Raw genomic sequence first — 25,288 nt, 5'->3', positions numbered from 1 at the left:
ATGCCTGGATACGCCCTGTGGACGCGGAGGGCAGCGGGCGTCCCACAGAGGAGTGATGAGGCGTCATCCGGCCTCCGCCACGACGCTGTGGGTGCGGGCCGCCTGCCCGATCATCAGCGCCAGGACCAGGCCCAGCGCCACCACGGTCTGGTACGTGGCGCTTCCATAGCCCGCGACCATCGCTTCGGCCACTCCGAGGAACAGCGCACCGGCCAGGGTGCGGCCGATGTGATGCATGGAGCCGACGACCGCCGCCGCAAAACCGTTGATGATCAGCGCCACGTCGGAGTCGAAGGACACCGAGTTCATGGGCGCCAGCAGAACGCCGGACAGCCCGCCCAGAGCTCCGCCGATGGCGAAGGCGATCAACCCCATGCGGGTGACGGAGATCCCGACGACGCGGGCCGCGTACGGGTTGGAGGAGCACGCGGAGAGGGCCTTGCCCGCGTCGGTACGGCCGAACAGCGCGGCCATCGCGGCGAAGACGGCCACGGTGACGCCGATGATGAGCAGGTAGTGGGTCTGGATACGGGCGCCGTACACGGTCAAGGCGCCGGAGAGCCCCTCGGAGGACCGGCCCTGGTCCCCCCAGAGCATGACCTCCACGGCGTACGCCAGAATACCCAGTCCCAGGGTGACCATCAGCGCGGCCTGTGGCGAGGTGCCCCGTCGGCCGATGGCGACCATGCCGAAGAGCAGTCCCACGGCGGCGGCGACGGCGACCCCGAGTAGTTCGGCGAGCCCGTGCGGGAGGCCGCTGTCGAGGAGGGAGATGGCGGTCAGCGCCCCGACGACGGCGAAAGTGCCCTGGGCGAAGTTGACCACTCGCGTCACCCGGTGAATGAGCACCAGGCCACTGCCGATCAGCGCGATGCCGCACCCGGTGCCCAGTCCGGTGATGAGGTAGACGAGGAAGTCGCTCATTTCGCCTCCCGTGTCGCGGCCTGCGCGCCCCGGACGGCGGTGTCCTGGTTACCCCGGGCGGTCTCGGTGGTGCCCGGCGTGGATGCAGGGACGACCGTGGCCCGGTCGTGCGGGCCTGGGGCGTCCGGGCCCGGGGCGTCCGGAGCGTCCGGAGGGCCCGGGAGTCCCTGGGTTTCGCCGAGGTAGGCCCGGGCGATGTCGGGGCTGGCGGCCAGGTCGGCACTGTTGCCCTCGGCGGCGATCCGTCCCGCTTCCAGGACGTAGGCGCGGCTGCACAGGTCCAGGGCGAGCCGCGCGTTCTGCTCGATGAGCACAACGGCCGTGCCCTGCTCGCGGTTGAGTTCGGTCAGGTGTTCGGCGAGGTCCGCGACGACGAGGGGCGCGAGGCCGAGGGACAGTTCGTCGATCACGAGGACCTCCGGTCGGCTCATCAGGGCACGTCCGACGGCGACCATCTGCTGCTGGCCTCCCGACAGCCCGCCCGCCTTCCGCTCGCGTACCCGCACCAGGTCGGGAAGGAGTTCGTACACCCATGAGGTGTCGCGCTGCTCGCGGCGGTTTCGGCCGCGGCCGGGCGACCGCCAGGCGCCCAGGCGCAGGTTGTCGTCGACGCTGAGGTCGCCGAACATCTGCCGCCCCTCCGGTACCTGGGCGATCCTGGCTCGTACCACCACACTGCCCAAGGCCGGTGCCAGGACCCCGGTGAGGGTGTTGACCAGGGTGGACTTGCCGGCCCCGTTGGGCCCGACGAGGGCGACCATCTCACCGGGCGCGACATGCAGCGAAACGTTGTCGAGAGCGGTCGCCGCGCTGTAGCGGACCACCAGGTCGCGTACCTCGACGACATCGCTCGGGGACGGCTGCGAGGCGTTCATGCGGCCGCCTTCGTGCCCAGATAAGCGGTGACGACCCGCGGGTCGGTACGTATCTCGTCCGGTGTGCCCTCGGCGATGACCTTGCCCAGGTCCAGGACGGTGACGCGGTCGGCGAGGCGGCCGACGAGGGCGACATCGTGTTCGACGAGCATGATGGTGAGTCCGTCCGCGCGCAGTTGCTCGATGAGGTCGGCGAGCCGGTCCCGCTCCGCGGCCCGCAGGCCGGAGGCGGGTTCGTCGAGGAGCAGCAGGGTGGGTTCCCCGCACAGGGCGCGGGCGACCTGGAGCGCGCGCTGCTGCCCGAGCGGCAGCAGCTCTGCGGGGCGGTCCGCCCAGGCCTCGAGCCCGACCCGTCGTACCGCCTCGCGTGCCCGCTCGGCGATCAGGCGTTCCTCTCGGCGGTGGCGCGGCAGCCTGAGTGCGGCTGCCGCGAACCCGGCGCCGGTGGTGGCGTGGGCGCCGACCATCGCGTTCTCCAGCACGTTCATCCCGTGGAAGGTGCGGGCGCCCTGGAAGACGATGGCGATCCCCAGGCGGGCCCTGTGGTGGGGCGGCAGCCGGTCGATGCGTCGTCCGTCGAGTCGGATTTCGCCCCGCTCGGCGGGCAGTTGACCGCTGACCAGGTTGAACAGGGTCGACTTGCCCGCTCCGTTGGGGCCGATGATTCCGAGGGTGCTGCCCCGCTCCACCGTCAGGTCGACGCGGTCCACGGCGTACACCCCGCCGAACGACCGTGACAGGCCGCCCACCTGGAGCATGGGCTCGGTCACTTGGCCACCTTCTCCGACTCGCTCTTCGACCAGACGGTCGGCACGAACTTGCCGTCGGTGACGGTGTTGACCGAGATGTAGTCGGGGGACAGGCCCGAGTGGTCCTTCTCGCTGTAGCGGTAGGTGCCGTTCGGGGTGGTGAGCGTCAGCTTCTCCAGGGCCTGCCGGATCTTCTCGTGGTCGGTGCTCTTCGCCTTCTCGATGGCGGCGACCAGCAGCTGCACCCCGGTGTATCCGTCCTGCGCGAACTGCGGCGGCTGGTACTTGTACTTCTGCGCGAACGGCTTGTTGACGGCCTCGATGGCCTTCTTCTGCGCTCCGTCCGGCAGCGTGTCGCCAGCCAGGCCGATGGAACCGGCGACGATGGCGCCCTCGGCGGCCTTGCCGGCCGGGTCGAGCCACAGCTTGCTGGCCTGGGAGCCGGTGAAGGAGATCGGGATGTCCAGTCCCGAGGCGGCGTACTGCTTGGTCAGGACGACGGAGGCGGGACCGGTCACCCACACCGCGAGCGCCTGGGCGTCGGTTCCCTTGACGTGCGTGAAGACGGCGCTGAAGTCGGAGGCGGTGTTCTGGATCTCCTCGGTGGCGACGATCTTGATGCCGTACTTCCCGGCCTTCGCCTTCATCGCCTTGTAGCCGGCGGTCGGATACGCGGTCTTGGTGTCGTAGGCCACCGCCAGCTCGGTGAGGCCCTCCGACTTGTAGTACTGCAACAGTCGCTCGGCGTAGTCGGAGGCCAGGGCCGGTACGACGAAGACGTAGGGGTGGACGGGCTCCACCTGCTCGTCGGCCGGACTCAGGGAGATGTACGGGATCTCCGCCCGGTCCACCGCGGGCAGCGTGGCCAGCGCCGAGCCTGCGGACGGTGAGCCGAGAACCGCGGTCACGCCCTGGTCCTTGAACGCGTTGAAGGCCAGTACGGACTGGTCGGGCAGGCTCTTGTCGTCCTTGACGGTCAACTCCAGTTTCCGTCCGAGGACCCCGCCGTCCTTGTTGATCTGCTCGACCGCCAGTTCCGCGGCCTTGCGGCCCTCGGTGCCGAGGGTCTGGAGCTGACCCGTGAGCGAGGTGATCATGCCGATCTCGATCGGGCCGTCATCCGCCGAGGAGGACGCGGACGAATCACCTCCACACGCTGTGACGGTGAGAGTCAGACCGATGGCGAGAGCGGCAAGGGGTGTACGAGGGCGCACGGGAACCTCCGGGATACGGAGCGGGAACGGCATGGGGGAAGAAGCACACGCACCCGGAGGACACCCGGCGTGCACGAAAACGATGCAGGAAGAGTCGTTTGCGGGCTCTTGCGGCTTGCGGCCCGATCGACGGGTTGAACATAAGTCGCGGTCACATGACCGTCAACACTTCAAGCAAAAATTCCTGGACTCAGGTCCAAATATGATCTCAGGTCCGCCGATCATCCGGGCGAGGCGGAGGCGCCGCAGGGCGACGGCGAACCGGGCGAGGCCACCGCCCGCCATCGGCGGGACAGCAACGAGCGCACCGCCTGCGGGAGCAGCGGACATGACGCCCCGACGGCACTCCCCGCCCATCCGGGCAGGTCACGGACGCGCGAGGATGCCCAGCAGGATGATGTCGAGCGCCCCATCGAGGCGCCCGGGCAGGTCGAACGGCGCCGGATCCTCGCGGATCCAGCGCAGGACCGAGGAGAAGTAGCAGGACGCGAGCAAAGCGCCGGCCTGCTCGGGGTCGACCTGCGACCGGATCTCTCCGCGCTGCCGCCCCTCCTCGGCGATCTTCGCGAGTTCGGTTTCCAGGGAGGGATCCTGCAGCAGGCGGCCGAAGCGCGCGGAGGCGTCCATCAGGACAGTGGTCTCCGCACGGGAGGCGACGTTGAGGTCGGCCATCTCCCCCAGGTAGCGGCGCAGCCGGTCGCCGACCGGCAGGTCCTCGGCGTGCTCCTGGCCGAGGATGGCCGCGACCCGGGCTCGGCGGCGGACGCCCCACTCCTCCAGGAAGCCGACCTTCTGCGAGAAGTGATTGAAGGCGGTGGCCCGGGCGACGTCGGCGGACTCGGCGATCTGCTCCATAGTCGTCGCCTCGTAGCCCTGGGCGACGAACAACCCCACCGCGGCGCTGTAGAGCTGGTCGTGCACCTGCTGCCGCTTCCGCTCGCGGCGCCCGAGGGGCGGAGTGCCCTGTGCGGGTGCGCCTCCCGCCTCAGAGATCGTCATGGGCCCAGTACAGCACAGGCCCGTACAGGTATTGACCCCCGCGGGGTCACATCTTTAGATTTCGCCCCACAGATGGACTCCAGTCCATCAATGGATTTCAGTCTCGATTTTTGCTTCGGGACGTGGACAGGAGGCAGCGTGGCTTCCGTGCTTTCCCCAGCCGGCCGGATCGACCTCGGCCACGGCTGTCATGCATGGGTAGCGGGTGCGGGCGGATGGGGCATGAGCAACGCCGGGCTGGTCACCGGCCGGAGCGAGTCCCTGCTCGTCGACACCCTCTATGACCTGCGCCTGACCCGGGCCATGCTCGACGGGCTGGCGCCGGTGACCGACGCCGCGCCCGTCTCGACCGTGGTCAACACCCACGGCAACGGCGACCACTGGTTCGGCAACCAGCTCGTGGCCCACGCCGAGATCATCGCGGCCCGCGACTCGCTGACCGACATGCGGCAGGTGGGCCCGGCGGAGATGCGGGCGCTGACCGCCGCGGACACCGCCGCGGGACGATTCGCCCGCCGGATCTTCGGCCGCTTCGACTACTCCGGCATCCGGCCCGTGCTTCCGCACCGGGTCTTCGACGGCGAGACGGTCCTGGACATCGGCGGGACGGAGGTCCGTCTGATCGACGTGGGCCCCGCACACAGCACCGGGGACACGATCGTCCATGTCCCGCGAGCGCGGACCGTCTACACCGGAGACATCGTCTTCGCCGGTTCCACCCCCGTCATATGGCACGGCCCGTTCGCCAACTGGCTCGCCGCCTGCGACCTGCTCCTCGGCATGGACGTGGACATCATCGTGCCCGGACACGGCCCGGTCACCACGAAGGAGGCGGTCCGTGCCGTCCGCGACTACCTGTCGTACGTCCACGAAGAGGCCACCGCCCGCTTCAGCTCGGGAATGCCCGCCGAGGCGGCCGCACGCGACATCAGCCTCGGGCGCTTCGCCGACCTCGACGAGAGCGAACGTCTCGCCGTCAACGTGCACACCGTCTACCGCGGGCTCAACCCCTCGCTGCCCCCGCTCGACGGCCCTGGGCTCTTCGGCCGCATGGCCGGGCTCGCTTGCCCCTGCCCTGGCCTCTGATCCGCGTCAGCCCCCGGGTCTCGTACCGCCGTGGCCGTACATCCCCTCGGCCGCCCCCGGCCCCACCAAGGAGAAGACATGGTCACCAACCCCGTCCACGGCGCACCCGCCGCCCCGTCCGCCAGGCCACCCGCCCGGCACACCGGCACCGTCATCGCCGGATGCTCGGCGCCCTGCCCCGCCCGGCTCAGCCTCGCCCCGACCGAGGCGGAGGGGAGCGCGGCATGAGGTTCGCGACCTTCGCGCACGACGGAAAACGGCAGTCGGGGATCGTCGCCGACGACCGGATCCACGCCTTCGAACACCCCGTTGAACTGATGGACCTGATCGTGGAGGGCGAGAAGTGCCTGCGCGAGGCGGGGGAACGCGCGCTGACCGGCTCACTGCCCGTGCCCGTGGCCGACGTCCGGCTGCTGCCGCCGCTGCGGCCGCCGGCCGTACGCGACTACATGACCTTCGAGAGCCATGTCGCGGGCGTCGCCCGGGGATACGGCGACACCGTCCCCGAGGAGTGGTACACCGCACCCGCGTTCTACTTCACCAACCCGTACTCGGTGATCGGCGCCCACGACGACGTACCCGTGCCGCCCGGATGCCTCCGCTTCGACTACGAACTCGAAGTGGCCGCCGTCATCGGCAAGGCCGGCCGGGATCTGACCCCCGAGCAGGCACGCGAGCACATCATCGGCTACACGGTCCTCAACGACTGGTCCGCCCGCGACCTCCAGGGCCGCGAGATGCGCGTCAAGCTCGGCCCCGCCAAGGGCAAGGACACCGCCACCACCCTCGGCCCCTGGCTCGTCACCACCGACGAACTGGAGCCCCGCCGCAACGCAGAGGGCTTCCTCGACCTGGCCCTGACCGTCCAGGTCAACGGTGAGACGACCGGACGGGACAGGCTGGCCAACATGGCCTGGACGTTCGAAGAGATGGCAGCGTACGCCTCCCGCGGCACATGGATCCGCCCCGGCGACGTGCTCGGCTCCGGCACCTGCGGCAACGGCGGCTGCCTGGCCGAACTCTGGGGCCGGGGCGGCACCCTGCAACCCCCACCGCTCATCCCGGGCGACACCGTCACCATGACGGTCGAGGGCATCGGCACCCTCAGCAACACCGTCGTCGAGGGCGTCCCTCCGGTCCGTCTGCCCCCTGCCCGCCGCAGGCAGTGACCGCCGTACGTCCGGGAACCAGGGCCGGGGCGACGGTCCAGCCCCGTCCCCGACTCCCGCCCCTCACCAACCGGCTTCGACGACACCCCGTGCCGGACCGCCCGTCCGACACCGGAAGAAGGGCACCAACGACGTGGACAAGGTCATGGCCTCGGTCGCCGACGCGGTCACCGACATACCGGAAGGGGCATCGCCGGCGGTAGGCGGCTTCGGACTGTGCGGTATCCCCACCGTCCTCATCGACGCCCTGCACGCCCAGGGCGCCGGCGAACTGCGTGTGGTCTCCAACAACTGCGGCGTCGACGGCCACGGGCTCGGCGTCCTGCTGACGGCCGGGCTTTGGGGCTGCCGTTCCCGCACGCCGGCCAGCACTGCAGATCGTCCGACGGCGGCGCACGGTGCGCACCGGGAAGGGTGTCGCTCGAACGCGTCTACGCGGTCACCAGCCTGGCGGTGCACCAGGCGACAGCCGCTGAGCTGGCGGAACGCGTTCGCGGGCACTGGGCTATTGAGAATCGCGAGCACCATGTCAGGGATGTGACGTTCGGGGAGGATGCCTCGCGAGTACGGACCGGCAATGCGCCCCGGGCGATGGCCTCCCTGCGGAACCTGGCCATCGGCGCGCTCCGCCTGGCAGGGCGGGACAACATCGCCGAGGGCCTGCGCCATCACGGGCGAGACATGGCCCGGCCGCTGGCCACCCTCGGACTCACGTGATCATTCCCGGCCATTCACGAGAACGACGGAGCCCTGGGTCGACGACACGCGCAGCCGGAACGTCCGCCGGGCATGCCCGGCGTCCCCGGCCTGCTTCACCACCGACACGACATCCCCCTCCCACGCCCCGCCCGAGCTTCCATGAAGAGACCGTACGTACGACATGCGCACACCCGTACCTCCACTACGGCAAAGTCACCACCACCAGCGAACACGGGCACACCCGTTCACTTCCGGCTTCGTCGGCGGCTTTGCGGGCGCTCCGCGCCCCAGGAGACCGGACACGGCGACGCTCCGCGTCGCCGTCACGGGATGCGATTCCTCCCCGGCGTCGCCGGGGCACCCTCGCAAGAATCAGGTGAACGGTTTACTGGAGGGATGACACTTCCCGGCCCCACGCCTGACAACCACGACCGTGCCCCCGTCATTGTCAGCACCGCCGGCTCCTTCGCGCGGAGTGTGCTGGACGAGCGACATCCGGCCCTCATCGAGCGGGTACGGCAGGCCACGCCGTACCCGCCCGAGCAGCAGCGCGCGCTGAACGTCCTCCTGGAGGAGATCACCGAGGGAGTGATCGAGCCGCTGGGCGACGGCGAACCGGGTGCCGATCAGTGGCGGGACGAGCCCCACTACGGGCAACGCTGGCCGGACGTCCCCTTTCTGTGGGCGGAGAGCTTCTTCTACCGCAAACTCCTCGCCGCCCTGCGCTACTTCACGCCCGGCCCGTGGCAGGGCGTGGACCCCTTCGCCCCGTTCAAGAACGCCGAACTCGCGAGTTCCAAGGTCGACGACGAACTCGCCGCACTCGACCGCCTCCCCCAGCTCCCCGCGGAGGAACAGGACCGCACGCCCCTGCACTCCTCCCTCTGGGGCAACCGTGCGGACCTCGGCTTCCAACTGTCCGCGGGTGCCGAGGGTTTGGGCGCTCGCGTACCCGGTCTGGTGGTGGACGACTCGGCCGCGCTGTGGGGGACCCTGGCCGCCGCTCGGCCCGGCAAGGTCTGCCTGGTGGCCGACAACGCCGGACCCGAGTTGCTCCCCGACCTCGTGCTCGCCGACCACCTGCTGACCACGCGCCGCGCGAACTCGGTCGTCCTGCATCTCAAGCCATACCCGTACTACGTCTCCGACGCCACCACCGCCGACGCCCTCGCCTGCCTGGACCGCCTGACCACCGCGTCCGGCCACGCGGCGGACATCGGCAAGCGGCTGCGGCAGGCCGTCACGAGCGGCCGCCTGATCCTGCGTACCCACCCGTTCTCCTGCGCACCACTCCCCTACGTTCACATGCCGGCCGACCTCCGAGACGACTTCGCGTCCGCCACACTCACGATCATGAAGGGCGACCTCAACTACCGCCGCCTCGTGGGCGACCGCCACTGGCCCGCCACGATCCCCTTCGCCGAGGTCACCGCGTACTTCCCGGCCCCGGTGGCGGCACTGCGCACCCTCAAGTCGGACGTCGCCACGGGCCTGCCGCCCCGCACGCTCGAGCAACTGGACGCGACCGGGGAATCCTGGCGCACGAGCGGAACGCACGCTCTGATCCAGGTCAGCGCCTGACCGTTCACCGCGCGGCAGCCCGCGACCCGGCGGCGCGCGTCGAACTCGCCCACGAGTCGGGCGCCGTGGGCGTTCGATTTCTGGCAGGCTCAGGGGCGTGCGTGACAGGTGGCGCTGGGCTGGAGGCGTGTGATGGAGACGCTCGACTCGCGGGATCCCCTATCCGTCGCGGTGACCGAGGCGATCCGCGGAGGTGACGTGGCGGCGCTGCGGCAGTGCCTCGCCGAGCATCCCGAGCTTGCCACCGCGCGGATCGTCGAGCATGGCCGTGGTGCGGGGAGCCGGTCGCTGCTGCATGTCGCCGCGGACTGGCCCGGTCATTTTCCCCACGGTCCCGCGGTGGTCGCCACGCTGGTGGCGGCGGGTGCGGATCCCAACGCCCGTTTCGTCGGGGCCCATTCGGAGACCCCGCTGCACTGGGCGGCAAGCAGCAACGACGTCCCCATGCTCGACGCACTCGTCCAGGCGGGCGCCGACATCGAGGCCCCGGGTGCCGTGATCGGCGGCGGCACACCCCTCGCCGACGCCCGTGGTTTCGGCCAGTGGCGGGCCGCGCACCGGCTCGTCGAACTCGGGGCGCGCACGACGCTTGAGGACGCCGCGACGCTCGGCCTGCTGGACCGGGTGAAGGTCTTCGTCGAAGGCCCCGGACCGGCCGACGACAAGCAGGCGGATCACGAACCGGTCGACCACGACGCCCTCACGCGCGCTTTCTGGGGCGCCTGCCACGGCGGCCAACTGGCCACCGCCGAGTACCTGTTGGCGCACGGCGCCGACCGCGACTGGATCGGCTACGACGACCGGACGCCTCTCGACATCGCCCGTGCCGCGGACGCCGATACCGTCGTCCACTGGCTGCGCGAGCAAGGGGCGAAATCGCGCGCCCAACTGCCGTGAGCACCGGCGCGATCAGCGGGCCTCCGGCGACAGCAGCCAGGTCAGTACGAGCATGGTCTCCAAGTGGCGTTCGGGATCGGGGCAGGTGCCGTCCGTCAGCTGGGAGATCTGGCGGAGGCGGTAGCGGACCGTCTGCTCGTGGACGTGGAGGCGTTCGGCGGTGAGGACCGCGTTGTCTCCGCAGCGGAGGTAGACCAGCAGTGTTTCGAGGAGGGGCTCCCGGCGGCGGGGCGGGAGTTCGAGGAGCGGACCGAGCAGGGTGGTCGCGGCTGCTTCGAGGAGGTCGCCGGACTGGAAGGCGGTCAGGACGGCCAGGTGGTCGACGCAGCGCAGCGGTGCCTCCGCGGCCAGCACCCCGCGGTCGACCAGGTCCAGCGCACGCCGCGCCCAGCGCAACGACACCGCGCCCTGGTCGACCGGGACGACGGGCCCGAGCACCGCGCCCTTGGCCTTCGGCAGCCAACCCCGCCCGGATATACGGGGGTTGGGCACGATGAGGTACGGCTCGACGGGGTTGCGGTCGGCGAGGACCTCGGGCGGCAGGACGTGCGTCTGCGGGTGGTCCCCCGGTGGCAGGGCGAGCACGGCGAGGGTGCGCGGCAGCTGCCACCCGGCGGCCGCGGCCAGCTCGGCGAGCGGCCGCGGGGCCTGTCCGGCCTCGGCGACCAGCGCGTCGCGCAGCAGGTCCCGCTGTACGTCGACCGGGGCCCGGCCGCATACGTCGTCGTACCCGCGTGAGGCCGCCGCGATGGCCATACTCATCAGCTCGAAGGCGTCCTCCGTAAGCTTCGTCAGCACGGGCTCCGGCCACTTCTCGCGGTACGCGTCCTCGATGAGCCGGCGGCACGCAACCCGTCCTGCCAGGTCGAGCGCGTCTCTCAGTCCGTCGAGGGGGCGGCAGAGGCGGCCGTGCCGGGCGCCGATGGCCTCGTACAGGGCGATGAGCTCGGCGACGGCGGCGGGGCTGGGCCGGGTCACGTCGTGGAGCGTGACGAAACAGCTCACCGTCCGGTCGATGACCTGGCGTACCGAAAAGCCGGCCGCGTCGTCCGCGATCTCCGTGTATTCCGGCAGCCCGGAGCGTACGGCCTCCTCCATCTCGTCGACGACGGCCGGGACCTGCCGCAGCAGCATCCGGCGCAGCCCGCCTGGGAGCGGATCGGCGTCCTGTGCGTTCGCGAGGGTCAAGGTGCCTCCCGTGGATACCCGTGGGGCTGGACAATCATGGGGGACTCCTGTGACGTGCGCCAGATTTCGCGCGCGAGCGCACGGCAAAGGTGTCATTCGCCTTACACTCCAGACCACGACGACTCACCCTCTCGTGCTAGCAAGGGAGTTGCCACGTGTCAGCTGCCGAGCCGTTCTTATCCAGGCGCCCGTGGCACGAGCTGCCGCCGGCCCTCGCACCGCGTCTGCGCACCCGGCTTCCGGAGCTCACCACGGAGATGGTGCAGGCGATCCGCCGGGAGGTACGGGGCTACCGGCAGCCGATCGGCTCCGCCGTCGCGCGTGATCTGGCCGAGGCGGTGCGTCTGGCGGCCACCCAGTTCACCGAGCTCGTCGAGGAGCCGGACGCGCCGCAGCAGCACTATGTGCCGCGCTTCAGAAGGCTGGGCAGGCTGGAGTACCTGAGCGGGCGCGGCATGGACGGGCTGCAGGCCGCGTACCGCATCGGCGCCCGGGTGGCGTGCCGCCGCTATGTGGACGTGGCACGGGACGCGGCGCTGCCGGGCGAGATCGCCGTTCCGCTCAGCGAGGCGGTACTCACGCACATCCACGCGATGGCCGGGGAGGCGGTGGCGGGCTTCGAGGAGGCGCGGGCCGGCGCCGCCGACGACGTCCTGCGCAGTCGCCGGCTGCTCGTAGCGCGGCTGCTGCAGCGCCGCCACGATCCGCTCGCGGAACCGCTGCCGGACCTGGCCCGCAGGGCCGCCTGGCCGCTGCCGGAGCGGGTCCGTTGTGTGCTGCTGCCCGCCTCCGTCAAGGTGCCCGGCCTCGACGCCGATGTCCTCAGGGTGACCAGGGACGATGAGCTGCACCTGCTGGTGCCCGACGAGCGGCTGCTGACGGCCTTCCAGGGCACCGAGGCGGCGGTGGGCCCGGCCGTCCCCCTGGACGAGGCCTGGGTCTCGTTGCACTGCGCCCGCCTTGCCCGTCGCCTGGGACGGACCAGCGCCCAGGACCACCTCGCGGAGCTGCACCTGCTGCACGGCTCCCCGATCGGAAGTCTCCTGGCCGACCAGGTACTCGAGCCCCTGCAAGGCCTCCCGCCCGGCAAGGTGCAACGCCTCACGGACACGCTCGACGCGCTGCTCGCCTCCACCGGGCGTACCGCCCCGGAAGTCGCCACCGCGCTGGGCATCCATCCGCAGACGGCACGCAACCGGCTGCGTCAGCTGACCGCGCTGTACGGCGACCGGCTCGACGACCCGGCGTTCCGCTTCGAGGCGCAGCTCGCGCTGCGCAGCAGGTCAGCGCGGCATTCCTCGCTGCACTGACAAACTTCCGTACAGAATTCAGCAGTTGAACGAGAAGCGGTACTGAATTTCTGTCAGCATGCTCAGCCGCATGAGACATGCGAGCACCCGCACCGCGAAACGACTCGGACTGCTCTCCGGCGCCGCCGCCCTGGCGGTGACCGGTGCGAGCCTCCTCCCGCAGCAGGCGCAGGCAGGACCCGGCGACTTCCAACGGGGTCCCGCGCCCACCGAACAGTCCATCACCGCCGAGCGCGGCCCCTTCGCCACGGCCCAGACCACGGTCGACGGCCCGAACTTCAACAAGGGGACCGCCTACTACCCCACCGACACCAGCCAGGGCACCTTCGGAGCCGTGGCGATCAGCCCGGGGTTCTTGTCGCCGGAGGCCGTCGTCAGCTGGTACGGCCCGCGCCTGGCGTCCCAGGGGTTCGTCGTACTGACCCTGGAGACCAACTCCGGCACCGACCAGCCCGACGACCGGGCGACCCAATTGGTCAACGCGCTCGACTTCCTCGTCCAGAGCAGCTCCGTGAAGAACCGCATCGACCCCAACCGCCTTGCGGTGATGGGCCATTCGATGGGCGGGGGCGGCTCGCTCAAGGCCTCGGAGCTGCGGCCCTCACTCAAGGCCTCCATTCCGCTCCTGCCGTGGAACAACGACAAGACCTGGCAGGGCAACCGGGTACCCACGATGATCATGGGCGCCCAGAACGACGCCATCGCGTCACCGGCTTCGCACGCCAAGCCCTTCTACGACAGCCTCACCTCCGCACCGGAGAAGGCGTACCTGGAGCTGAGGGGCGCGGACCACTTTGCGGCGGTCTCCCCCAACGTGACGATCGCGAAGTACAGCATCGCCTGGTTGAAGCGGTTCGTCGACGAGGACGTGCGCTACGAGCAGTTCCTGTGCCCGGCTCCGGCACCGAACCAGCAGATCAGCGAGTATCGGAACACCTGTCCCACGGGTTAGAGGCTTCCCGGACCGGCCTGGTCTCAGGACCGGTCCGGGAGCACGATTTCCGCCCAGAGGGAGTCGTGGTCGGAGTAGTCGCTGTGCACGGTCTCGCTCCACTTGACGGTGACGGACGGGGGGACGAAGAGGTAGTCGATCTTTTTCAGGCCGAAGGTCGCCTCACCGGCCCGGCAGGGCACCGTCCAGTTGTTCATGTAGTTGCCGCAGGGACTACCCGCCTCCTTGAACTCCCCCGTCGCCCCGTCCCCGTAGTCGCGGTGATAGAAGCTGTCGGTGGGCGCCTCCTCGGCGGTCGTGTTGATGTCGCCCAGGAGGAACTTCCGGTAGCCGCTGTAGGTGGTGGCCAGGAGCCGCTTCGCCTCGGCGGCCTCCTTTTCCCGGGCTTCCTGGAGCTCGGGAGCGGAACCGCTCGACATATGGATCGAGCACACTGCCAGGCGCCGTTCCTGCGAGCGTATGCAGAGCATTTCGCGCTGTTCGCGGCCGGCCGGTGAACCGAGGTCGTGCCCGCCGCCGGTCGGAGGTGTGAAGCCGAGGTCGTTGCGGTAAAGGAGGGCGTTGCCGAATTCCGAGTCGTGCCAGCACCCCGCGGGCGTGCCGGCCTCCGGCACCACCGGGTCGAACACCGCCGAATAGCCGGGGAGTTGGCTGTCGAGCCGCTCCGTCCAGTCGCGGCATCCCTCCTGGATGGTCACGAAGGCCGGCCGGCGTTCTTTGACGGTGCGTACGAAGTCGTCGGCGGCCTCCTCGCCCGCCGTCCCGTACTTCGGGTTTCCGCCCGCCATGTTGAAGGTGCCGATCCGGTACGTCGTCGTGGCCGGGCCCGCCTGTATGGGCGCCGGACCCGGTGGTACGGGATCCGGGTTCGCCTGCAGGGGCGCCGCGCTGGGAGGCAGGCCGACGAGCAGCAGTGCGAGAGAAACCGCCGCCATGACGACCCGACGGCGGGACGAAGGCGGGGCCGGTTTCGTTGACGCTGCCATGAACGCAGTGCCCCCCTCTTGCTCCGCTGCCCCATCACCATGGCACAGCGCCATCCTCCGCTGGAACAACAGGAGTTCTGGTCAGGTGATCCACAGGGCGGCTGAAACTCGCTGTTACCGCGGGCATAGCTGACCCGGGGTCCACCTGTGGGGGTTGGGCGTGGACGGGGGCGCGACGGTGATCGGATACGTGCACCATCAGCTGAAGGGCGCCGCGACGGCGGCATGCGCCGTGGCCGTCAACGTGATCGTGGCTTTCGGGGTGCGCGACGCCCCGGAGGAGGACTACGGCTTCTGGCAGGCCCTCGGTGGCGCGCTTGCCGTGGGCGTGCCGGCAGGGCTCGTCTCCGTGTGCCCGCTGAAGTGGGTGGGCGAGGTGTCGTCGTACAAGTCCGCGCATCCCCTGGCCGACTCCGACGCCGTGCCGTCCCGGAACGTGGACCTGCGGCGCGAACTCCTCAGTGGCAGGCTGCTCGCCTTCATCACCGTGCCGACGCTGTCGTCACGTCCTGGTTCCCGTGGTTCGCCCTGGCGCCGCTGATCTCTGTCGTCGACCGGCTGATGCAGGCGGGGCACGCCGCCCGCTGGGAGCGGAAGCACGGGGTGGTGCTGTGGTGGGGTCAGGTGAAGGGACAGCCCTTCGCCGGCAACCAGCTTCAGTACTCGTCGCATCCCCTGACCTGAGCGGCCCTCGTCGCCCCGGAGGTATCGCCCCGGGACCACGAGGGGGCGGGGTCACTGTTGCGGCGGGCGGTCCTGGCGCTCGCCGCCGAACTGGTCCTTGAGCTTGTCCTGGGCGGTGTCGACCTGGCCGCTGTGCTTGCCCCGGGTCCTCTCGTCCACGACGTCGCCGCCCTTGTCGACGCCCCTGGACGTCTGCTCCGGGTGGCCCTTCAGCATGTTCTTGATCTTGTCCATCATGGACATGAGACATCCTCCTGATCAGCTCACCCCCACCTATCCAGGGTCACGGCAGGTGGGGGGTTTCGCATCCCCTGGCGGTGGGGTGGGAGCGGGGCGGACGGAGGGCTGTCGGAGGGCTATGCCTCTGTCCGGCACTCCGGGTGACCCCAGCCGTCGGGGTTCTTGGCGATGGTCGCGCCCGCCGCGTAGGGGCGACCGCAGCGGCAGCGGCCCGGGAACTTGGCCTTGAGCGTGCGGGACGAGGAGGCGGCGGAGGTGCGCTTCTTAGGGGACGCCGCCTTCTTACCGCCGGACGACGGGGGCGGCTCCGGCGACCCCTGCGCGCTGCCCGCCGGTTCCTGGACGAACGCGGCCTGGCTCGCGGCCCGGTCGGCGAAGTCGTTGAGCGGGTCCCCGCCGACCTGGTGCGCGGGTACGTAGCGGAAGTCCACCTCGCGGCCCTCCAGCAGCTCGTCGATGCGTACGACGAGGTCCTGGTTGGCCACCGGCTTGCCCGCGGCCGTCTTCCAGCCGTTGCGCTTCCAGCCGGGCAGCCAGCTCGTCACGGCCTTCATCGCGTACTGCGAGTCCATCCGGATCTCCAGCGGCACGCCCGGCTCGACGGCCGCCAACAGCCGCTCCAACGCGGTGAGTTCGGCGACGTTGTTGGTCGCCTTCCCCAGTGGTCCCGCTTCCCACGCGACGGGGGTTCCCGTCGCGTCGGCGATCACCCAGGCCCAGCCGGCGGGCCCTGGGTTTCCCTTCGACGCCCCGTCACACGCGGCGATAACGCGTTCAGCCATGCGTACGATCATGCCAGAGCGCTCCGCTGGGTTTTCCGGTTCCAAGCTGCGGGTCCGTTGTGGCAAGCGGTACCGCACCGGACGTGCGAGCGGATCACCGTCCGTCCCTCACGCCTCGCTGTATGTTGAACCACTGTGGGAGACCAAGGAGGCGCACCGGTGCCATCGCCGCAGCGCGCTCGCGCGCAGGCGTCCGCGATCAGCTCGGGAAAGCCGGTACCCGAGGCGGAGGCCGCCCCCTCGTCACGATTGCGGGCGCTCTTCGACGGGCAGCGGCTCTCCCCCGGCCAGCGGCGTATCGCTCAGTATCTGATCGAGCACATCACCGAGGCCGCTTTCCTGTCGATCACGGATCTCGCCGATCGGGTGGGCGTGAGCCAGCCCTCGGTGACGCGCTTTGCGACGGCGGTGGGCTTCAGCGGCTATCCCGCGCTGCGGGAGCGGCTTCAGTCGATCGCGCTCAGCACGCTCGCGTCCGCGCCGGACGCCGCCGAGGAAGTCCGACCGAACGAACTCCAGGCGGCCGTCGACTCCGAGATCGACAACCTGGAGAACCTGCGGCGCGACCTCGCCGATCCCGAGCGAGTGATCGAGATCGGCCGCGCACTGTCGCAGTCGACACCGCTGACGGTCCTGGGCTTGCGGATCTCGGGCTCGCTGGCCGAGTACTTCGCGTACGCCGCGCGTCGTATCCACCCGGACGTCCGGCTTGTGACACGGGGCGGCAGCGTCGCGTACGACGCACTGCTGCAGTCGCGCGAGGCGGGTGGGACCTGGGTCCTGGCCTTCTCCATGCCACGGCACGCACACGAGACGCTCACGGCCCTGCGGGTCGCCAAACGCGCGGGCCTGCGCGTCGCCCTGATCACCGATCTGGCGCTCGGCCCGCTCGCCGACGAGGCGGACGTGCTCTTCGCCTCCGGCACCGGCGCGCGCCTCGTCTTCGACTCGTACGCCGCGCCGGTCGTGATGTCCGCGGCCCTGCTCCAGGCGATGACCGACGCGGACCCCGAACGCACACAGGCCAGACTCGACGAGTACGAGCAGGGCGCGGAACAACACGCTTTCTTCCTCAAGGACTGACTCAGGCTGGGTACGGACTGCACCGTAAAGGTCCGATGTCCACCGGAACGCGGCGGTCGCCGCCCGCAAGGCATGATTCGGCCGTATTCAACGAGGCGCTCACATGAATTTTTTCATGCGCTTGCTTACCCGACGGTATATATGAATACTGCTCGCTGATCGGGAGTCTCCCGAACCGCCCGCCGCCTCGGAAATGCGATGACGATGTCCCTGACGTACTCACCGATCAGCACGGACTGGCCCTGCCAGGTAAAGACGCCCGGCAACCGGGACTGGGAACGATCGGCGGCCAAGTGGCTGCGCGAACTGGTGCCCTCCCGCTACGGCAGCTACCCGCTGCTGATCCGCGAACCCGTTCTACTCGCCCGCCATGCGCAGATACAGCTCCAGCAGGAGATCCGGGTCATCCGCACCGCGCTGCACAGCGCCCGCGCCGAGCTGCCCTCCATGGGGATGCCGGAGTCCGTCATCGAGCACACCATCAAGCTGTACGCCGCGGAACTCACGCAGCTGAACCACATCGCCCGCGGCGTACGCGTCGTCACCCAGGCCCTGGTGGACGGCAACAGCGGACGCACCGGACGCTGAGCCGGCCGGACACCGCTCGCCGCTCCGGCGGCCGGTGCGCGTATGGGGACGACACGTGGCACCGAGTTCCCTTTCGTGAGCGCACTGAGTGCCATCTCCCCTGGCCGATGCTAGGTTTCCGCACATGACCGTTCCGAAGCCGCCGATGCGGGACGCACTTGTGGCGGCGGCGTTCCAGTTGTTCCTGGAGCGGGGGTACGAGCAGACCACCGTCGATGACATCGTGGCGCTCGCCGGGGTCGGACGGCGGTCCTTCTTCCGGTACTTCCCGTCGAAGGAGGACGTGGTCTTCCCGGACCACGAGCGCTGCCTGGCCGATATGACCGAGTTCCTGGGCCGCGGCGGCGAGGAGCACGACCCAGTGGCGCGGGTCTGCGACGCGGCGCGACTGGTGCTGCGCATGTACGCGGAGAACCCGACGTTCTCGGTCCAGCGTTACCGCCTCACCAAGAAGGTCCCGGGGCTGCGCACGTACGAACTCTCGGTGGTCTGGCGGTACGAGCGGGCCCTCGCCGAGTATCTGCGCCGGCGCTTCGCGGGGCTGCCCGACGGGACTCTGCGGGCCGATGTGATCGCCGCGGCCGTCGTCGCCGCGCACAACAACGGGCTGCGGTCGTGGCTGCGTTCGGACGGCGAGAGCGACGCGAGCGCGGAGGTCGACCACGCGCTCACCCATGTGCAGCGGACCTTCGCCCCTGACAGCTCCGACACCCCTGACACCCCTGACACCCGTGGCGCCGGTCCCGGCGAGGTCGCCGCCGAGGATGTCGTCGTGCTCGTCTCCCGGCGTGGGGCGCCGATGTGGCGAGTGGTCCAGGAGATCGAGGCGACACTGGAACGCCGTCCCGACTGACGGAACCGAGCAAACTGAGGGAACTGAGTGCCTTTACTGGTGGCACTCCGTGCCATAGGCTGGGATTCGATGCGGCGCACAGCAGTTGCGCGCGTCAGCACATCAGATTCCGGCCCAGTGCAGGGAGATGACATCGTGTTCCACCCGGGAAGCCGGACCACGGCGGGCGTACTCGACGCGGAGACGGCGACGACCTCGAAACCGGCCCACGAGGGGCTCCACTACCAGCGCTGTCGCTGGTGCGGGACCGCCATGTTCCACCGGCTGCTCTGTCCGGTCTGCGCGGGCAGCGATCTGCGGACGGAACGCAGCGCGGGCCTGGGCGTCATACGCCACGCCACCATCGTGCAGCGCAACACCCCGGCCGCCCGCAATGTGTCCCTCGTCGAACTGGCGGAGGGTTTCACCGTGCGGGGGCGCGTGCAGGGCCCGCTCATCGCGATCCGGGTCGGCGACCGCGTACAGCTCACCACGGCCGCGGACACGGTGCGCCGCGAGCCCGTGTTCAAGCTGTGCGAAGAGCCGTACTCCGGCTGGTTCTGACCGACTCCTGACGCGCGCGGGCGGGCTCGCGCGGGAACACTGGCAGGGTCAGCTGCCCGCGCGGAGCGTGGAGGAACCCATGCATGCCAAGGACGTTCTCGCCGACGCGTACGGTCGCATCCAGGAGGAGGTCCACGCCGTCGTCGAGGGACTCCCCGCGGACGAACTGAACGCCCGCCTCGACGGCGAGGCCAACTCGATCACCTGGCTCGTCTGGCATCTCACCCGCGTCCAGGACGACCACATCGCCGATGCCTCCGGCCTCAAGCAGCTCTGGCTCGCGCAGGACTGGGCGGACCGCTTCGGCCTGAGCCTGCCCCGCAGGGACACGGGTTACGGTCACACCTCGTCGAAGGTCGGGAAGGTCCGCGTGGATTCGGGTGAGCTGCTCCTCGGCTACCACGACGCCGTCCACGAGCAGACGTCGGGCTTCCTGCGCGACCTGGACGACGACGAGCTCGACCGCGTCGTCGACGAGAGCTGGTCGCCGCCCGTCACCCTGGGCGTCCGTCTGGTCAGCGTCCTCTCCGACGACTTGCAGCACGTCGGGCAGGCGGCCTTCGTACGGGGGATCCTGCGAGCGCGATGAGGGCCGTGCGTGCCGTGTATTCGGCTGCTCCAGGGACACTCGCGTGAGGTACGGGTCTGTCGGCCATGCCGGAGGAACAGGGGCCCACGCACGCAGAGGAGTCGGGAACGATGCGGCACGACGAGCTGATCGCAAAGGTGCGGGAGCGGGCAGGACTGCCCGACCGGAGTTCCGCCGAGCGGGCCACGCGGGCGGTGCTGTCGACGCTGGCAGAGCGCATACCCGAGGGGCTTGCCGATCATCTGGCCGCCCAACTGCCCGCGCAGCTGGCCGAGTCGATACGCGAGAGGGTGTCCTCGCCCGCCGGGAGTGATGAGCGGCGCGGCTCCGGTGAACGCTTCGACCTGACCGCGTTCGCGGGGCGGGTCGCCTGGCGCGCCGGGGTGCCCGAGGATGCCGCACTGCGGGAGTCGGTCGCGGTCTTCGAAGTCCTGGACGCGGCGGTCGCACCCGAGGAGATGGAGAAACTGGCGCGCGTCCTGCCCACGGACATCCGCACGCTGCTGCCGGTCGCGCGGGCCGACATCACGGAGGTGTAGCGAACCGCGCACCGCCCCTCAGGCGATATCGCCCTCGCTCGAGGCGGCCCGTCCCCGGGGAGGTTCCACGGCGGAGTACACGTCCGTGGCGATGTCGAACGTGTCCGAGAGCCGGGTCAGGCGCAGAAGGCGCCGGTGGCGCGGGTCGTCGAGGACGAGGAGCAGTCGGCTCTGCCCGCCCTGCAGCCGGTTGCGGATCCGGCACAGAAGGGACAGGCCGCTGCAGTCCAGGAACGTGACCTTGCGCAGATCGAGCACCAGTTGACGGGGCTGGGCGGCGCACACGGCGTCGAGGGAGGTCACCAGCTCGGTCGTGGCCACGAGGTCGAGTTCTCCGGAGAGTTCGATGACCGTGCTGTTGCTCAGCCTCCGCTCCCGGAGGCCGTACGGCGGTTGCTGCACCATCGTCCCCACCCCCTTCGGGGTGTGCGCATGTGCGTGGTCATGGCGTAGGGGGTGAGTGGGACAGCTCTCCCTTGGGATGCGGCTACCCCTTGTGGACCACACCAATCGACTCGTACGAGACGCGCAGAGCCTGAGCCGCTCCTTTCGCATGGCCCACGATCGCGGGGGTACTCGCCGCTCGCCCGCCCCCCTCACCCACCAGGGAGAACGCACTCGGAGGCGGAAGGAGTGGAGTTCATGCGATTCCGTGACCGACAGCAGGCCGGTGCGGCCCTGGCCGAACGACTGCTCGTGCGCCGGGAGGAAGGCGCCCTGCCCGATCCGGTCGTGCTCGCTCTGCCGCGCGGTGGCGTCGTGGTGGCCGCCGAGGTGGCGCGAACCCTCGACGCCCCGCTGGATGTGCTGGTCGCCCGCAAGATCGGAGCGCCGTTCCAGACGGAGCTCGGCGTCGGCGCGATCGCCGGGGAGGACGAGCCGTTCTTCGACGAGCGGGCGCTGGACCGGCTCGGGCTGAGCAAGGCGGCCCTGGAGCCCATCGTGGAGCAGGAGCGGGACGAGCTGCACCGGCGCGAACAGCTCTACCGCAAGGGCAGGGCCATCCCCGAACTGACGGGCCACACCGCTGTCGTGGTGGACGACGGCGTGGCCACCGGAGTCACCGCACTCGCCGCCCTGCGCTCCGTACGGCGCCACGATCCCGCCCGCGTCACGCTCGCCGTCCCGGTGTGCTCGCCGGAGGCGGCCCTGCTGGTGCGGGAGGAGGCGGACGAGGTGGTCTGTCTGCACGAGCCGGTGGCGTTCATGGCGGTCGGGCTCTGGTACGAGGAGTTCGACCAGGTCACGGACGACGAGGTCCTCGACGTCCTGCACGGGTTGTCGTGACCGGACAGAGGATTCTGCTCACCGGGTGGTTCAGCTTCCTGGACGGGGAGGCCACGGCCGGTGACGTACTCGCGCTGCGGCGGGTGGAGCAGGTGCTGGCCCGCGAGGGGCTGTCGTACGACACGGTGTGGAGCCCCGGTTTCCAGCCCGAGGCACTGCACCTGGCGGACGTACGGCCGGATGCGTACTCCCACCTGGTGTTCGTGTGCGGGCCGCTGCACGGGCCCCAAGTCGCCCGGCTGCACGAGGACTTCAGGGCCTGCTGGCGTATCGCGATCGGTGTCTCCGTGGTCGATCCCGACGATCCCGCCGCCACCGGGTTCCACCACGTGCTGCCGCGGGACGCTCCCGGTACGGATCCGGCGTTGGACCTGTCGGCGAGCGCCCCGATCGGCCCGCCCACACCCGTCGTCGGGGTGATCCTCACGCACGGCCAGCAGGAGTACGGGCCTCGTCGGCGGCACGGCCATGTCGCCGAGGCGGTGACGCGGTGGCTCGCGGGCAAGGACTGCGCGCCGGTCGAACTGGAGACGCGTCTCGATACGCGGGACTGGCGGCTGGACTCGACACCCGAGCAGTTCCAGTCCGTGCTCGCCCGCCTGGACTGTGTCGTCACCGACCGGCTGCACGGGCTGGTGCTCGCGCTGCGGACCGGAATCCCGGCGCTGGCGGTCGATCCGGTCGCCGGTGGCGCGAAGTTGACCGCTCAGGCGCGCGCCTGCGACTGGCCGGCCCTCGTTCCGGCCGAGCGGCTGGACACCCGCCAACTGGACCGCTGGTGGGACTGGTGCCTCACATCGGGGCGGGCCGCGGCTCGGCAGAGCAGGGACGATTTCCTGCACGAGCCTGCCCGGGACGGCATGCACGGGCTCGTCGAGGCGCTGTCGGCTCGCCCCCTCCGGTCGGAGCGGTCGTCCGGTTAGTTCGCCGGAGCGCGGGGCACTCGTGATCACCGAACACCGCCCGTCATAGAGGGAACGAACATGGCGACAGGCCGACTCCCCGATCGCGAACAGCGCATTCTGGACGACATCGAAGCGGACCTGCGACGCGACCGACGGCTGCGTCGCAGGCTGCGCACCCTACGGATCAAGCGACGTCTGAACCCAGCACGGGCTGCCGATTACCGGCCGCGTGGTCCGACCGTCGCGCTCCTGTTGGCGATGTCGGTGGTGCTGATGGTGGTGGGTATCCGTACCTCCGAGCCGGTCGTGATCTGGGCCTTCGCCGCGCTGTGGCCACTGACGCTCTTCGGGGTCTTCCGGCTGGTGTGCCGGTGGACGGAGCCATGAGCCGGGGTCGGCCCATGAGCGGGGGCTGTGCGCGTCAGCGCTGGTAGAGCCCGACCAGGGTGCCGCTGGCCAGTTGCTGACGGTCGAGGACGTTGTGCACGTCCTCGGCGGTGGTTTCATCCGGGATGGAGACGGGGCCGGGGAGCGCGTACAGGCGGAGGAAGTAGCGGTGCGCCTTGTCCCCTACCGGGGGCTGCGGGCCGCCCCAGCCGGGTTCGCCGAAGCCGTTGACGTGCTGGTGGCCGCCCGGCGGCTTCTCGTCGGCGTCCAGGCCCTGGCTGCGCGGATCGATGCCCGTCACCAGCCAGTGGATGAAGGTCCCCGACGGCGCGTCCGGATCTTCACACACAAGAGCCAGCTCCACTGCCTCGTCGGGTACTCCGGACCAGGTCAGAGGCGGGGAGACGTTGTCGCCCTGCTTGGCGAAGCGGTCCGGGATCAGGGCGTGGTCATTGAATGCGGTGCTTTTGAGTTCGATTCCGGCCATGCGCGCCGCAGTACCCCGAAGGAGCGCGGCCACACCTGACGCGGCCGGAACGGTGTGGTCCGACCGCGGCGTCAGCGGCGCCCCGCGCGGGGAGTCCGGAAGGGTGGCCCTCAGCCCGGTGCGGTACGGCGCGCCCCGTAGGCCCTGGGGGAGCGCTCAACTCGTCAGTACCTGGGGCGAGGTCTCCTTCAACTCGGCGTTTGCCCAGCGGAGTTGGCGCAAGGTGTCGGGATGGCATCGCTGCGCGAGGTCGAGCAGCTGGTCGTCCGCGGTGGCCTGGGCGGCCTGGGCCACGAGTTCCCAGTCGACGGAGACCGCCGACGCCTGCTGGCAGATCCTTCTCAGATCACGGAGCAGGAGCAGTCCCGCGTCGCCCCGACGTCCCGCCTCGCTGCGGCGGCCGATGATCTCGCTGCCCTTTTCGCGCAGCCGGCCGACCGGTCCCGGCTCGTCGTCCGGTTCCGGGTCGAGGGCGACGTCATAGCGCTCGGCGAGTTCGGCCGGCTCGCGGATGTGCCGGTGGGACCAGTCCGCGAGGTCGAGTGCGAGGTGGTGGATGTCGTGCGAGGTCTTGTGCCGTTCAGCGGTGTGCAACAGTTCCCGGGCCAGCTCACGCTCCTCGCGATGCAGGTCCCGCAGCACCAGGCCGATCTTCATGTGTCACCTTCCGTCGGCGGCATACCGCGTACGTCCTCATCCGATTCCGCGGCCTGGCCGCCCCGCGTCTCGGGAACGCACCAACGGCCGTGTCAGCCGGTCCGGAGACGCGCCCGCCTGCCAGCCGAACAAGTCCTTGGGGTCCAGACGGCCGTGGTTCACCCGGTCTTCGGCACGGCCGCGCACTCCGACGATCCGCCCGTCCTTGACCGCGATGTCCAGCGCGTCACCGTTGGAGTGCAGTACCGAAGCGGACCGTACCCAGCGGTCGGGGTACTCGGCGCCGATGCCCTCGGCCAGGAAGGTGTCCACCCGCACCGGCCACGTCTCGCCTCGCGCGTACGGCGTGCGGGTCCCCCACGGCTCGGCGATGCGGTCCACTCGTCCCATCGGCCCGCCTCTCCCCTCCTGCCGCCGGAGTCCGCGTCGGTCACGTGGCGACGAGTGCCCTTCGTACGCCGGGCAAACCGCGGCGTACGTTCGGCGCACGCCCGCCGTGCCGAGATGCACCCCTCTACCCGTTTCGTGCCAAAGGCGGGGGTAACCCGTTCTGGGCGAACGGCAACGAAGCGAGGTGAACCATGCAGCACGATGCCTTTATCGGTCAGGTTCAGGCCCGCGCCCGACTGGACAGCCGCGGTGCGGCCGAGAGGGTCACCCGGGCCAGCCTGGAAACCCTCGCCGAACGCGTTCCGGCATCGGTCGCGGAGAAGGCCGCGGCCCAGCTGCCGCAGGAGGTCGGCGAGCATCTGCGCCGGGTCGCGCACACGCCGGGCGAGCCCTACACCGGCATCCGGATGGACCGGGAGGAGTTCTTCAGCCGAGTGGCAGAGCGTGCCGGAACCAGCTACCCGAAGGCCATACACGAAGCCCGCTGCGTAATCGAGGTCGCGACCGAGGCCACCGAGGGTGCCCTGGCCACGCAGATCCGTCCGGCACTCGACGACGACCTCGCCTAGGTCCTCTTCGCGGGCAGTACGGACTAGCGCGCGGCGGCAGACCAGCCAGCTCATCCTCAACCGGCGGCTTCCCCAC

At 70.3% G+C, this 25,288-nt stretch carries 31 protein-coding genes and 2 pseudogenes; 20 read left to right on the top strand and 13 right to left on the bottom strand.

The annotated features are described in order from the left end of the window. Positions 1-63: 63 nt before the first annotated feature. The 5 genes from ACFYO0_RS03140 to ACFYO0_RS03120 form a co-directional block, all read right to left on the bottom strand. Positions 64-924 (bottom strand): branched-chain amino acid ABC transporter permease, encoded by an 861-nt coding sequence (locus ACFYO0_RS03140; protein ID WP_388669673.1) that lies wholly within the window; start codon positions 922-924, stop codon positions 64-66. Continuing rightward, on the bottom strand, positions 921-1,799 hold the full coding sequence (locus tag ACFYO0_RS03135; protein WP_388669670.1) for an ABC transporter ATP-binding protein: 879 nt from the start codon (positions 1,797-1,799) through the stop codon (positions 921-923). Before ACFYO0_RS03135 ends, ACFYO0_RS03140 begins: the two co-directional genes overlap by 4 nt. After that, positions 1,796-2,569: an ABC transporter ATP-binding protein gene (locus ACFYO0_RS03130; RefSeq protein WP_388669667.1), complete on the bottom strand. Its 774-nt coding sequence runs from the start codon at positions 2,567-2,569 to the stop codon at positions 1,796-1,798. Before ACFYO0_RS03130 ends, ACFYO0_RS03135 begins: the two co-directional genes overlap by 4 nt. Continuing rightward, positions 2,566-3,762, bottom strand: a complete 1,197-nt coding sequence (locus ACFYO0_RS03125; protein ID WP_388669664.1) for an ABC transporter substrate-binding protein — start codon at positions 3,760-3,762, stop codon at positions 2,566-2,568. The genes ACFYO0_RS03130 and ACFYO0_RS03125 overlap by 4 nt, the downstream gene beginning before the upstream one ends. A 366-nt stretch (positions 3,763-4,128) precedes the next feature. Further along, positions 4,129-4,761, bottom strand: a complete 633-nt coding sequence (locus ACFYO0_RS03120) for a TetR/AcrR family transcriptional regulator (RefSeq protein WP_388669661.1) — start codon at positions 4,759-4,761, stop codon at positions 4,129-4,131. Positions 4,762-4,983: 222 nt separating this feature from the next. Here ACFYO0_RS03120 and ACFYO0_RS03115 point away from each other — a divergent pair, with 222 nt between their 5' ends. The 7 genes and pseudogenes from ACFYO0_RS03115 to ACFYO0_RS03085 all read left to right on the top strand — a co-directional run bounded on the left by ACFYO0_RS03115 (position 4,984) and on the right by ACFYO0_RS03085 (position 10,193). Further along, the gene (locus ACFYO0_RS03115; protein ID WP_388669658.1) at positions 4,984-5,847 is read left to right on the top strand and encodes an MBL fold metallo-hydrolase; all 864 of its coding nucleotides are present in this window, start codon (positions 4,984-4,986) and stop codon (positions 5,845-5,847) included. Positions 5,848-5,925: 78 nt separating this feature from the next. Continuing rightward, the gene (locus tag ACFYO0_RS03110; protein ID WP_388669655.1) at positions 5,926-6,075 is read left to right on the top strand and encodes a hypothetical protein; all 150 of its coding nucleotides are present in this window, start codon (positions 5,926-5,928) and stop codon (positions 6,073-6,075) included. Further along, positions 6,072-7,016: a fumarylacetoacetate hydrolase family protein gene (locus ACFYO0_RS03105; protein WP_388669652.1), complete on the top strand. Its 945-nt coding sequence runs from the start codon at positions 6,072-6,074 to the stop codon at positions 7,014-7,016. The genes ACFYO0_RS03110 and ACFYO0_RS03105 overlap by 4 nt, the downstream gene beginning before the upstream one ends. Positions 7,017-7,161: 145 nt before the next feature. Beyond that, positions 7,162-7,353: pseudogene (locus ACFYO0_RS03100) on the top strand (CoA-transferase); the annotation flags it as partial. Continuing rightward, positions 7,308-7,733, top strand: a complete 426-nt coding sequence (locus ACFYO0_RS03095) for a hypothetical protein (protein ID WP_388670834.1) — start codon at positions 7,308-7,310, stop codon at positions 7,731-7,733. The pseudogene ACFYO0_RS03100 and the gene ACFYO0_RS03095, both read left to right, overlap by 46 nt. A gap of 378 nt (positions 7,734-8,111) precedes the next feature. Continuing rightward, on the top strand, positions 8,112-9,296 hold the full coding sequence (locus ACFYO0_RS03090; protein WP_388669649.1) for a damage-control phosphatase ARMT1 family protein: 1,185 nt from the start codon (positions 8,112-8,114) through the stop codon (positions 9,294-9,296). A 132-nt stretch (positions 9,297-9,428) separates the two neighbouring features. Further along, a complete protein-coding gene (locus ACFYO0_RS03085) occupies positions 9,429-10,193 on the top strand; it encodes an ankyrin repeat domain-containing protein (RefSeq protein WP_388669646.1) in 765 nt (254 codons plus the stop codon). A gap of 12 nt (positions 10,194-10,205) precedes the next feature. Here the strand turns inward: ACFYO0_RS03085 and ACFYO0_RS03080 are convergent, their stop codons facing one another. Beyond that, entirely contained in the window at positions 10,206-11,381 is a 1,176-nt protein-coding gene (locus ACFYO0_RS03080; RefSeq protein WP_388669643.1) for a helix-turn-helix domain-containing protein, read from the bottom strand. 257 nt (positions 11,382-11,638) lie between these two features. Between ACFYO0_RS03080 and ACFYO0_RS03075 the strand changes: the two genes are divergently transcribed. Together ACFYO0_RS03075 and ACFYO0_RS03070 are read left to right on the top strand one after the other, a co-directional pair. Next, a complete protein-coding gene (locus ACFYO0_RS03075; RefSeq protein WP_388669640.1) occupies positions 11,639-12,691 on the top strand; it encodes a helix-turn-helix domain-containing protein in 1,053 nt (350 codons plus the stop codon). A 70-nt stretch (positions 12,692-12,761) separates the two neighbouring features. Then, positions 12,762-13,643, top strand: a complete 882-nt coding sequence (locus ACFYO0_RS03070) for an alpha/beta hydrolase (protein WP_388669637.1) — start codon at positions 12,762-12,764, stop codon at positions 13,641-13,643. 23 nt (positions 13,644-13,666) lie between these two features. Here the strand turns inward: ACFYO0_RS03070 and ACFYO0_RS03065 are convergent, their stop codons facing one another. Further along, positions 13,667-14,629, bottom strand: coding sequence for an endonuclease/exonuclease/phosphatase family protein (locus tag ACFYO0_RS03065; RefSeq protein WP_388669634.1), 963 nt, complete (start codon positions 14,627-14,629; stop codon positions 13,667-13,669). 160 nt (positions 14,630-14,789) lie between these two features. Here ACFYO0_RS03065 and ACFYO0_RS03060 point away from each other — a divergent pair, with 160 nt between their 5' ends. After that, the gene (locus ACFYO0_RS03060; RefSeq protein ID WP_388669631.1) at positions 14,790-15,170 is read left to right on the top strand and encodes a hypothetical protein; all 381 of its coding nucleotides are present in this window, start codon (positions 14,790-14,792) and stop codon (positions 15,168-15,170) included. A gap of 194 nt (positions 15,171-15,364) precedes the next feature. Here ACFYO0_RS03060 and ACFYO0_RS03055 read toward each other — a convergent pair whose 3' ends face one another. Together ACFYO0_RS03055 and ACFYO0_RS03050 are read right to left on the bottom strand one after the other, a co-directional pair. After that, positions 15,365-15,556, bottom strand: a complete 192-nt coding sequence (locus ACFYO0_RS03055; protein WP_388669628.1) for an antitoxin — start codon at positions 15,554-15,556, stop codon at positions 15,365-15,367. Between the two features lie 113 nt (positions 15,557-15,669). Next, on the bottom strand, positions 15,670-16,347 hold the full coding sequence (locus ACFYO0_RS03050; RefSeq protein WP_388669625.1) for a ribonuclease H: 678 nt from the start codon (positions 16,345-16,347) through the stop codon (positions 15,670-15,672). A gap of 147 nt (positions 16,348-16,494) precedes the next feature. On the opposite strand from ACFYO0_RS03050, the gene ACFYO0_RS03045 reads away from it, so the two are divergent. From ACFYO0_RS03045 to ACFYO0_RS03020, 6 genes are all read left to right on the top strand, one after another. Next, positions 16,495-17,418, top strand: coding sequence for a MurR/RpiR family transcriptional regulator (locus tag ACFYO0_RS03045; RefSeq protein WP_388669622.1), 924 nt, complete (start codon positions 16,495-16,497; stop codon positions 17,416-17,418). A gap of 204 nt (positions 17,419-17,622) precedes the next feature. Then, the gene (locus ACFYO0_RS03040) at positions 17,623-18,006 is read left to right on the top strand and encodes a hypothetical protein (protein WP_386343516.1); all 384 of its coding nucleotides are present in this window, start codon (positions 17,623-17,625) and stop codon (positions 18,004-18,006) included. Between the two features lie 145 nt (positions 18,007-18,151). Continuing rightward, a complete protein-coding gene (locus tag ACFYO0_RS03035; protein WP_388670831.1) occupies positions 18,152-18,859 on the top strand; it encodes a TetR family transcriptional regulator in 708 nt (235 codons plus the stop codon). A gap of 135 nt (positions 18,860-18,994) precedes the next feature. After that, a complete protein-coding gene (locus ACFYO0_RS03030) occupies positions 18,995-19,402 on the top strand; it encodes a Zn-ribbon domain-containing OB-fold protein (RefSeq protein ID WP_388669619.1) in 408 nt (135 codons plus the stop codon). A 79-nt stretch (positions 19,403-19,481) separates the two neighbouring features. Then, positions 19,482-19,991 (top strand): DinB family protein, encoded by a 510-nt coding sequence (locus ACFYO0_RS03025; RefSeq protein WP_388669616.1) that lies wholly within the window; start codon positions 19,482-19,484, stop codon positions 19,989-19,991. A 110-nt stretch (positions 19,992-20,101) separates the two neighbouring features. Then, positions 20,102-20,530: a DUF2267 domain-containing protein gene (locus ACFYO0_RS03020; protein ID WP_388669613.1), complete on the top strand. Its 429-nt coding sequence runs from the start codon at positions 20,102-20,104 to the stop codon at positions 20,528-20,530. Between the two features lie 18 nt (positions 20,531-20,548). On the opposite strand, the gene ACFYO0_RS03015 is transcribed toward ACFYO0_RS03020, so the two are convergent. Further along, positions 20,549-20,935, bottom strand: coding sequence for an STAS domain-containing protein (locus tag ACFYO0_RS03015; protein WP_388669610.1), 387 nt, complete (start codon positions 20,933-20,935; stop codon positions 20,549-20,551). 237 nt (positions 20,936-21,172) lie between these two features. On the opposite strand from ACFYO0_RS03015, the gene ACFYO0_RS03010 reads away from it, so the two are divergent. Genes ACFYO0_RS03010 through ACFYO0_RS03000 form a run of 3 tightly spaced genes read left to right on the top strand, consistent with a single transcriptional unit; the run spans position 21,173 to position 23,109 of the window. After that, positions 21,173-21,817, top strand: a complete 645-nt coding sequence (locus ACFYO0_RS03010) for a phosphoribosyltransferase (protein ID WP_388669608.1) — start codon at positions 21,173-21,175, stop codon at positions 21,815-21,817. Further along, positions 21,814-22,740, top strand: a complete 927-nt coding sequence (locus ACFYO0_RS03005; RefSeq protein ID WP_388669605.1) for a polysaccharide pyruvyl transferase family protein — start codon at positions 21,814-21,816, stop codon at positions 22,738-22,740. Before ACFYO0_RS03010 ends, ACFYO0_RS03005 begins: the two co-directional genes overlap by 4 nt. 60 nt (positions 22,741-22,800) lie before the next feature. Continuing rightward, positions 22,801-23,109: a DUF3040 domain-containing protein gene (locus tag ACFYO0_RS03000; protein WP_388669602.1), complete on the top strand. Its 309-nt coding sequence runs from the start codon at positions 22,801-22,803 to the stop codon at positions 23,107-23,109. A 34-nt stretch (positions 23,110-23,143) separates the two neighbouring features. Here the strand turns inward: ACFYO0_RS03000 and ACFYO0_RS02995 are convergent, their stop codons facing one another. The 3 genes and pseudogenes from ACFYO0_RS02995 to ACFYO0_RS02985 form a co-directional block, all read right to left on the bottom strand. Further along, the gene (locus tag ACFYO0_RS02995; protein ID WP_388669599.1) at positions 23,144-23,596 is read right to left on the bottom strand and encodes a YbhB/YbcL family Raf kinase inhibitor-like protein; all 453 of its coding nucleotides are present in this window, start codon (positions 23,594-23,596) and stop codon (positions 23,144-23,146) included. Between the two features lie 156 nt (positions 23,597-23,752). Then, positions 23,753-24,253, bottom strand: coding sequence for a hypothetical protein (locus ACFYO0_RS02990; RefSeq protein WP_388669596.1), 501 nt, complete (start codon positions 24,251-24,253; stop codon positions 23,753-23,755). A 75-nt stretch (positions 24,254-24,328) separates the two neighbouring features. After that, a pseudogene (locus ACFYO0_RS02985) lies at positions 24,329-24,643 on the bottom strand (nitrate reductase); the annotation flags it as partial. A gap of 191 nt (positions 24,644-24,834) precedes the next feature. On the opposite strand from ACFYO0_RS02985, the gene ACFYO0_RS02980 reads away from it, so the two are divergent. Next, complete coding sequence (locus ACFYO0_RS02980; protein WP_388669593.1) at positions 24,835-25,212, top strand: DUF2267 domain-containing protein; 378 nt, start codon at positions 24,835-24,837, stop codon at positions 25,210-25,212. The last annotated feature ends 76 nt before the right edge of the window (positions 25,213-25,288 follow it).

The sequence above is a fragment of the Streptomyces sp. NPDC006365 genome, from assembly GCF_042870755.1.
GTDB lineage: Bacteria > Actinomycetota > Actinomycetes > Streptomycetales > Streptomycetaceae > Streptomyces > Streptomyces xiangluensis.
This window is presented reverse-complemented; position numbering and strand designations above follow the sequence as displayed.

What these genes read in the sequence shown, in the direction of transcription:
- ACFYO0_RS03140 (WP_388669673.1), bottom strand. Translation starts at nt 924, where the DNA reads ATGAGCGACTTCCTCGTCTACCTCATCACCGGACTGGGCACCGGGTGC.
- ACFYO0_RS03135 (WP_388669670.1), bottom strand. Translation starts at nt 1,799, where the DNA reads ATGAACGCCTCGCAGCCGTCCCCGAGCGATGTCGTCGAGGTACGCGAC.
- ACFYO0_RS03120 (WP_388669661.1), bottom strand. Translation starts at nt 4,761, where the DNA reads ATGACGATCTCTGAGGCGGGAGGCGCACCCGCACAGGGCACTCCGCCC.
- ACFYO0_RS03115 (WP_388669658.1), top strand. Translation starts at nt 4,984, where the DNA reads ATGAGCAACGCCGGGCTGGTCACCGGCCGGAGCGAGTCCCTGCTCGTC.
- ACFYO0_RS03110 (WP_388669655.1), top strand. Translation starts at nt 5,926, where the DNA reads ATGGTCACCAACCCCGTCCACGGCGCACCCGCCGCCCCGTCCGCCAGG.
- ACFYO0_RS03105 (WP_388669652.1), top strand. Translation starts at nt 6,072, where the DNA reads ATGAGGTTCGCGACCTTCGCGCACGACGGAAAACGGCAGTCGGGGATC.
- ACFYO0_RS03090 (WP_388669649.1), top strand. Translation starts at nt 8,112, where the DNA reads ATGACACTTCCCGGCCCCACGCCTGACAACCACGACCGTGCCCCCGTC.
- ACFYO0_RS03085 (WP_388669646.1), top strand. Translation starts at nt 9,429, where the DNA reads ATGGAGACGCTCGACTCGCGGGATCCCCTATCCGTCGCGGTGACCGAG.
- ACFYO0_RS03075 (WP_388669640.1), top strand. Translation starts at nt 11,639, where the DNA reads ATGGTGCAGGCGATCCGCCGGGAGGTACGGGGCTACCGGCAGCCGATC.
- ACFYO0_RS03070 (WP_388669637.1), top strand. Translation starts at nt 12,762, where the DNA reads ATGAGACATGCGAGCACCCGCACCGCGAAACGACTCGGACTGCTCTCC.
- ACFYO0_RS03065 (WP_388669634.1), bottom strand. Translation starts at nt 14,629, where the DNA reads ATGGCAGCGTCAACGAAACCGGCCCCGCCTTCGTCCCGCCGTCGGGTC.
- ACFYO0_RS03055 (WP_388669628.1), bottom strand. Translation starts at nt 15,556, where the DNA reads ATGTCCATGATGGACAAGATCAAGAACATGCTGAAGGGCCACCCGGAG.
- ACFYO0_RS03050 (WP_388669625.1), bottom strand. Translation starts at nt 16,347, where the DNA reads ATGATCGTACGCATGGCTGAACGCGTTATCGCCGCGTGTGACGGGGCG.
- ACFYO0_RS03040 (WP_386343516.1), top strand. Translation starts at nt 17,623, where the DNA reads ATGTCCCTGACGTACTCACCGATCAGCACGGACTGGCCCTGCCAGGTA.
- ACFYO0_RS03035 (WP_388670831.1), top strand. Translation starts at nt 18,152, where the DNA reads ATGCGGGACGCACTTGTGGCGGCGGCGTTCCAGTTGTTCCTGGAGCGG.
- ACFYO0_RS03025 (WP_388669616.1), top strand. Translation starts at nt 19,482, where the DNA reads ATGCATGCCAAGGACGTTCTCGCCGACGCGTACGGTCGCATCCAGGAG.
- ACFYO0_RS03020 (WP_388669613.1), top strand. Translation starts at nt 20,102, where the DNA reads ATGCGGCACGACGAGCTGATCGCAAAGGTGCGGGAGCGGGCAGGACTG.
- ACFYO0_RS03015 (WP_388669610.1), bottom strand. Translation starts at nt 20,935, where the DNA reads ATGGTGCAGCAACCGCCGTACGGCCTCCGGGAGCGGAGGCTGAGCAAC.
- ACFYO0_RS03010 (WP_388669608.1), top strand. Translation starts at nt 21,173, where the DNA reads ATGCGATTCCGTGACCGACAGCAGGCCGGTGCGGCCCTGGCCGAACGA.
- ACFYO0_RS03000 (WP_388669602.1), top strand. Translation starts at nt 22,801, where the DNA reads ATGGCGACAGGCCGACTCCCCGATCGCGAACAGCGCATTCTGGACGAC.
- ACFYO0_RS02995 (WP_388669599.1), bottom strand. Translation starts at nt 23,596, where the DNA reads ATGGCCGGAATCGAACTCAAAAGCACCGCATTCAATGACCACGCCCTG.
- ACFYO0_RS02990 (WP_388669596.1), bottom strand. Translation starts at nt 24,253, where the DNA reads ATGAAGATCGGCCTGGTGCTGCGGGACCTGCATCGCGAGGAGCGTGAG.
- ACFYO0_RS02980 (WP_388669593.1), top strand. Translation starts at nt 24,835, where the DNA reads ATGCAGCACGATGCCTTTATCGGTCAGGTTCAGGCCCGCGCCCGACTG.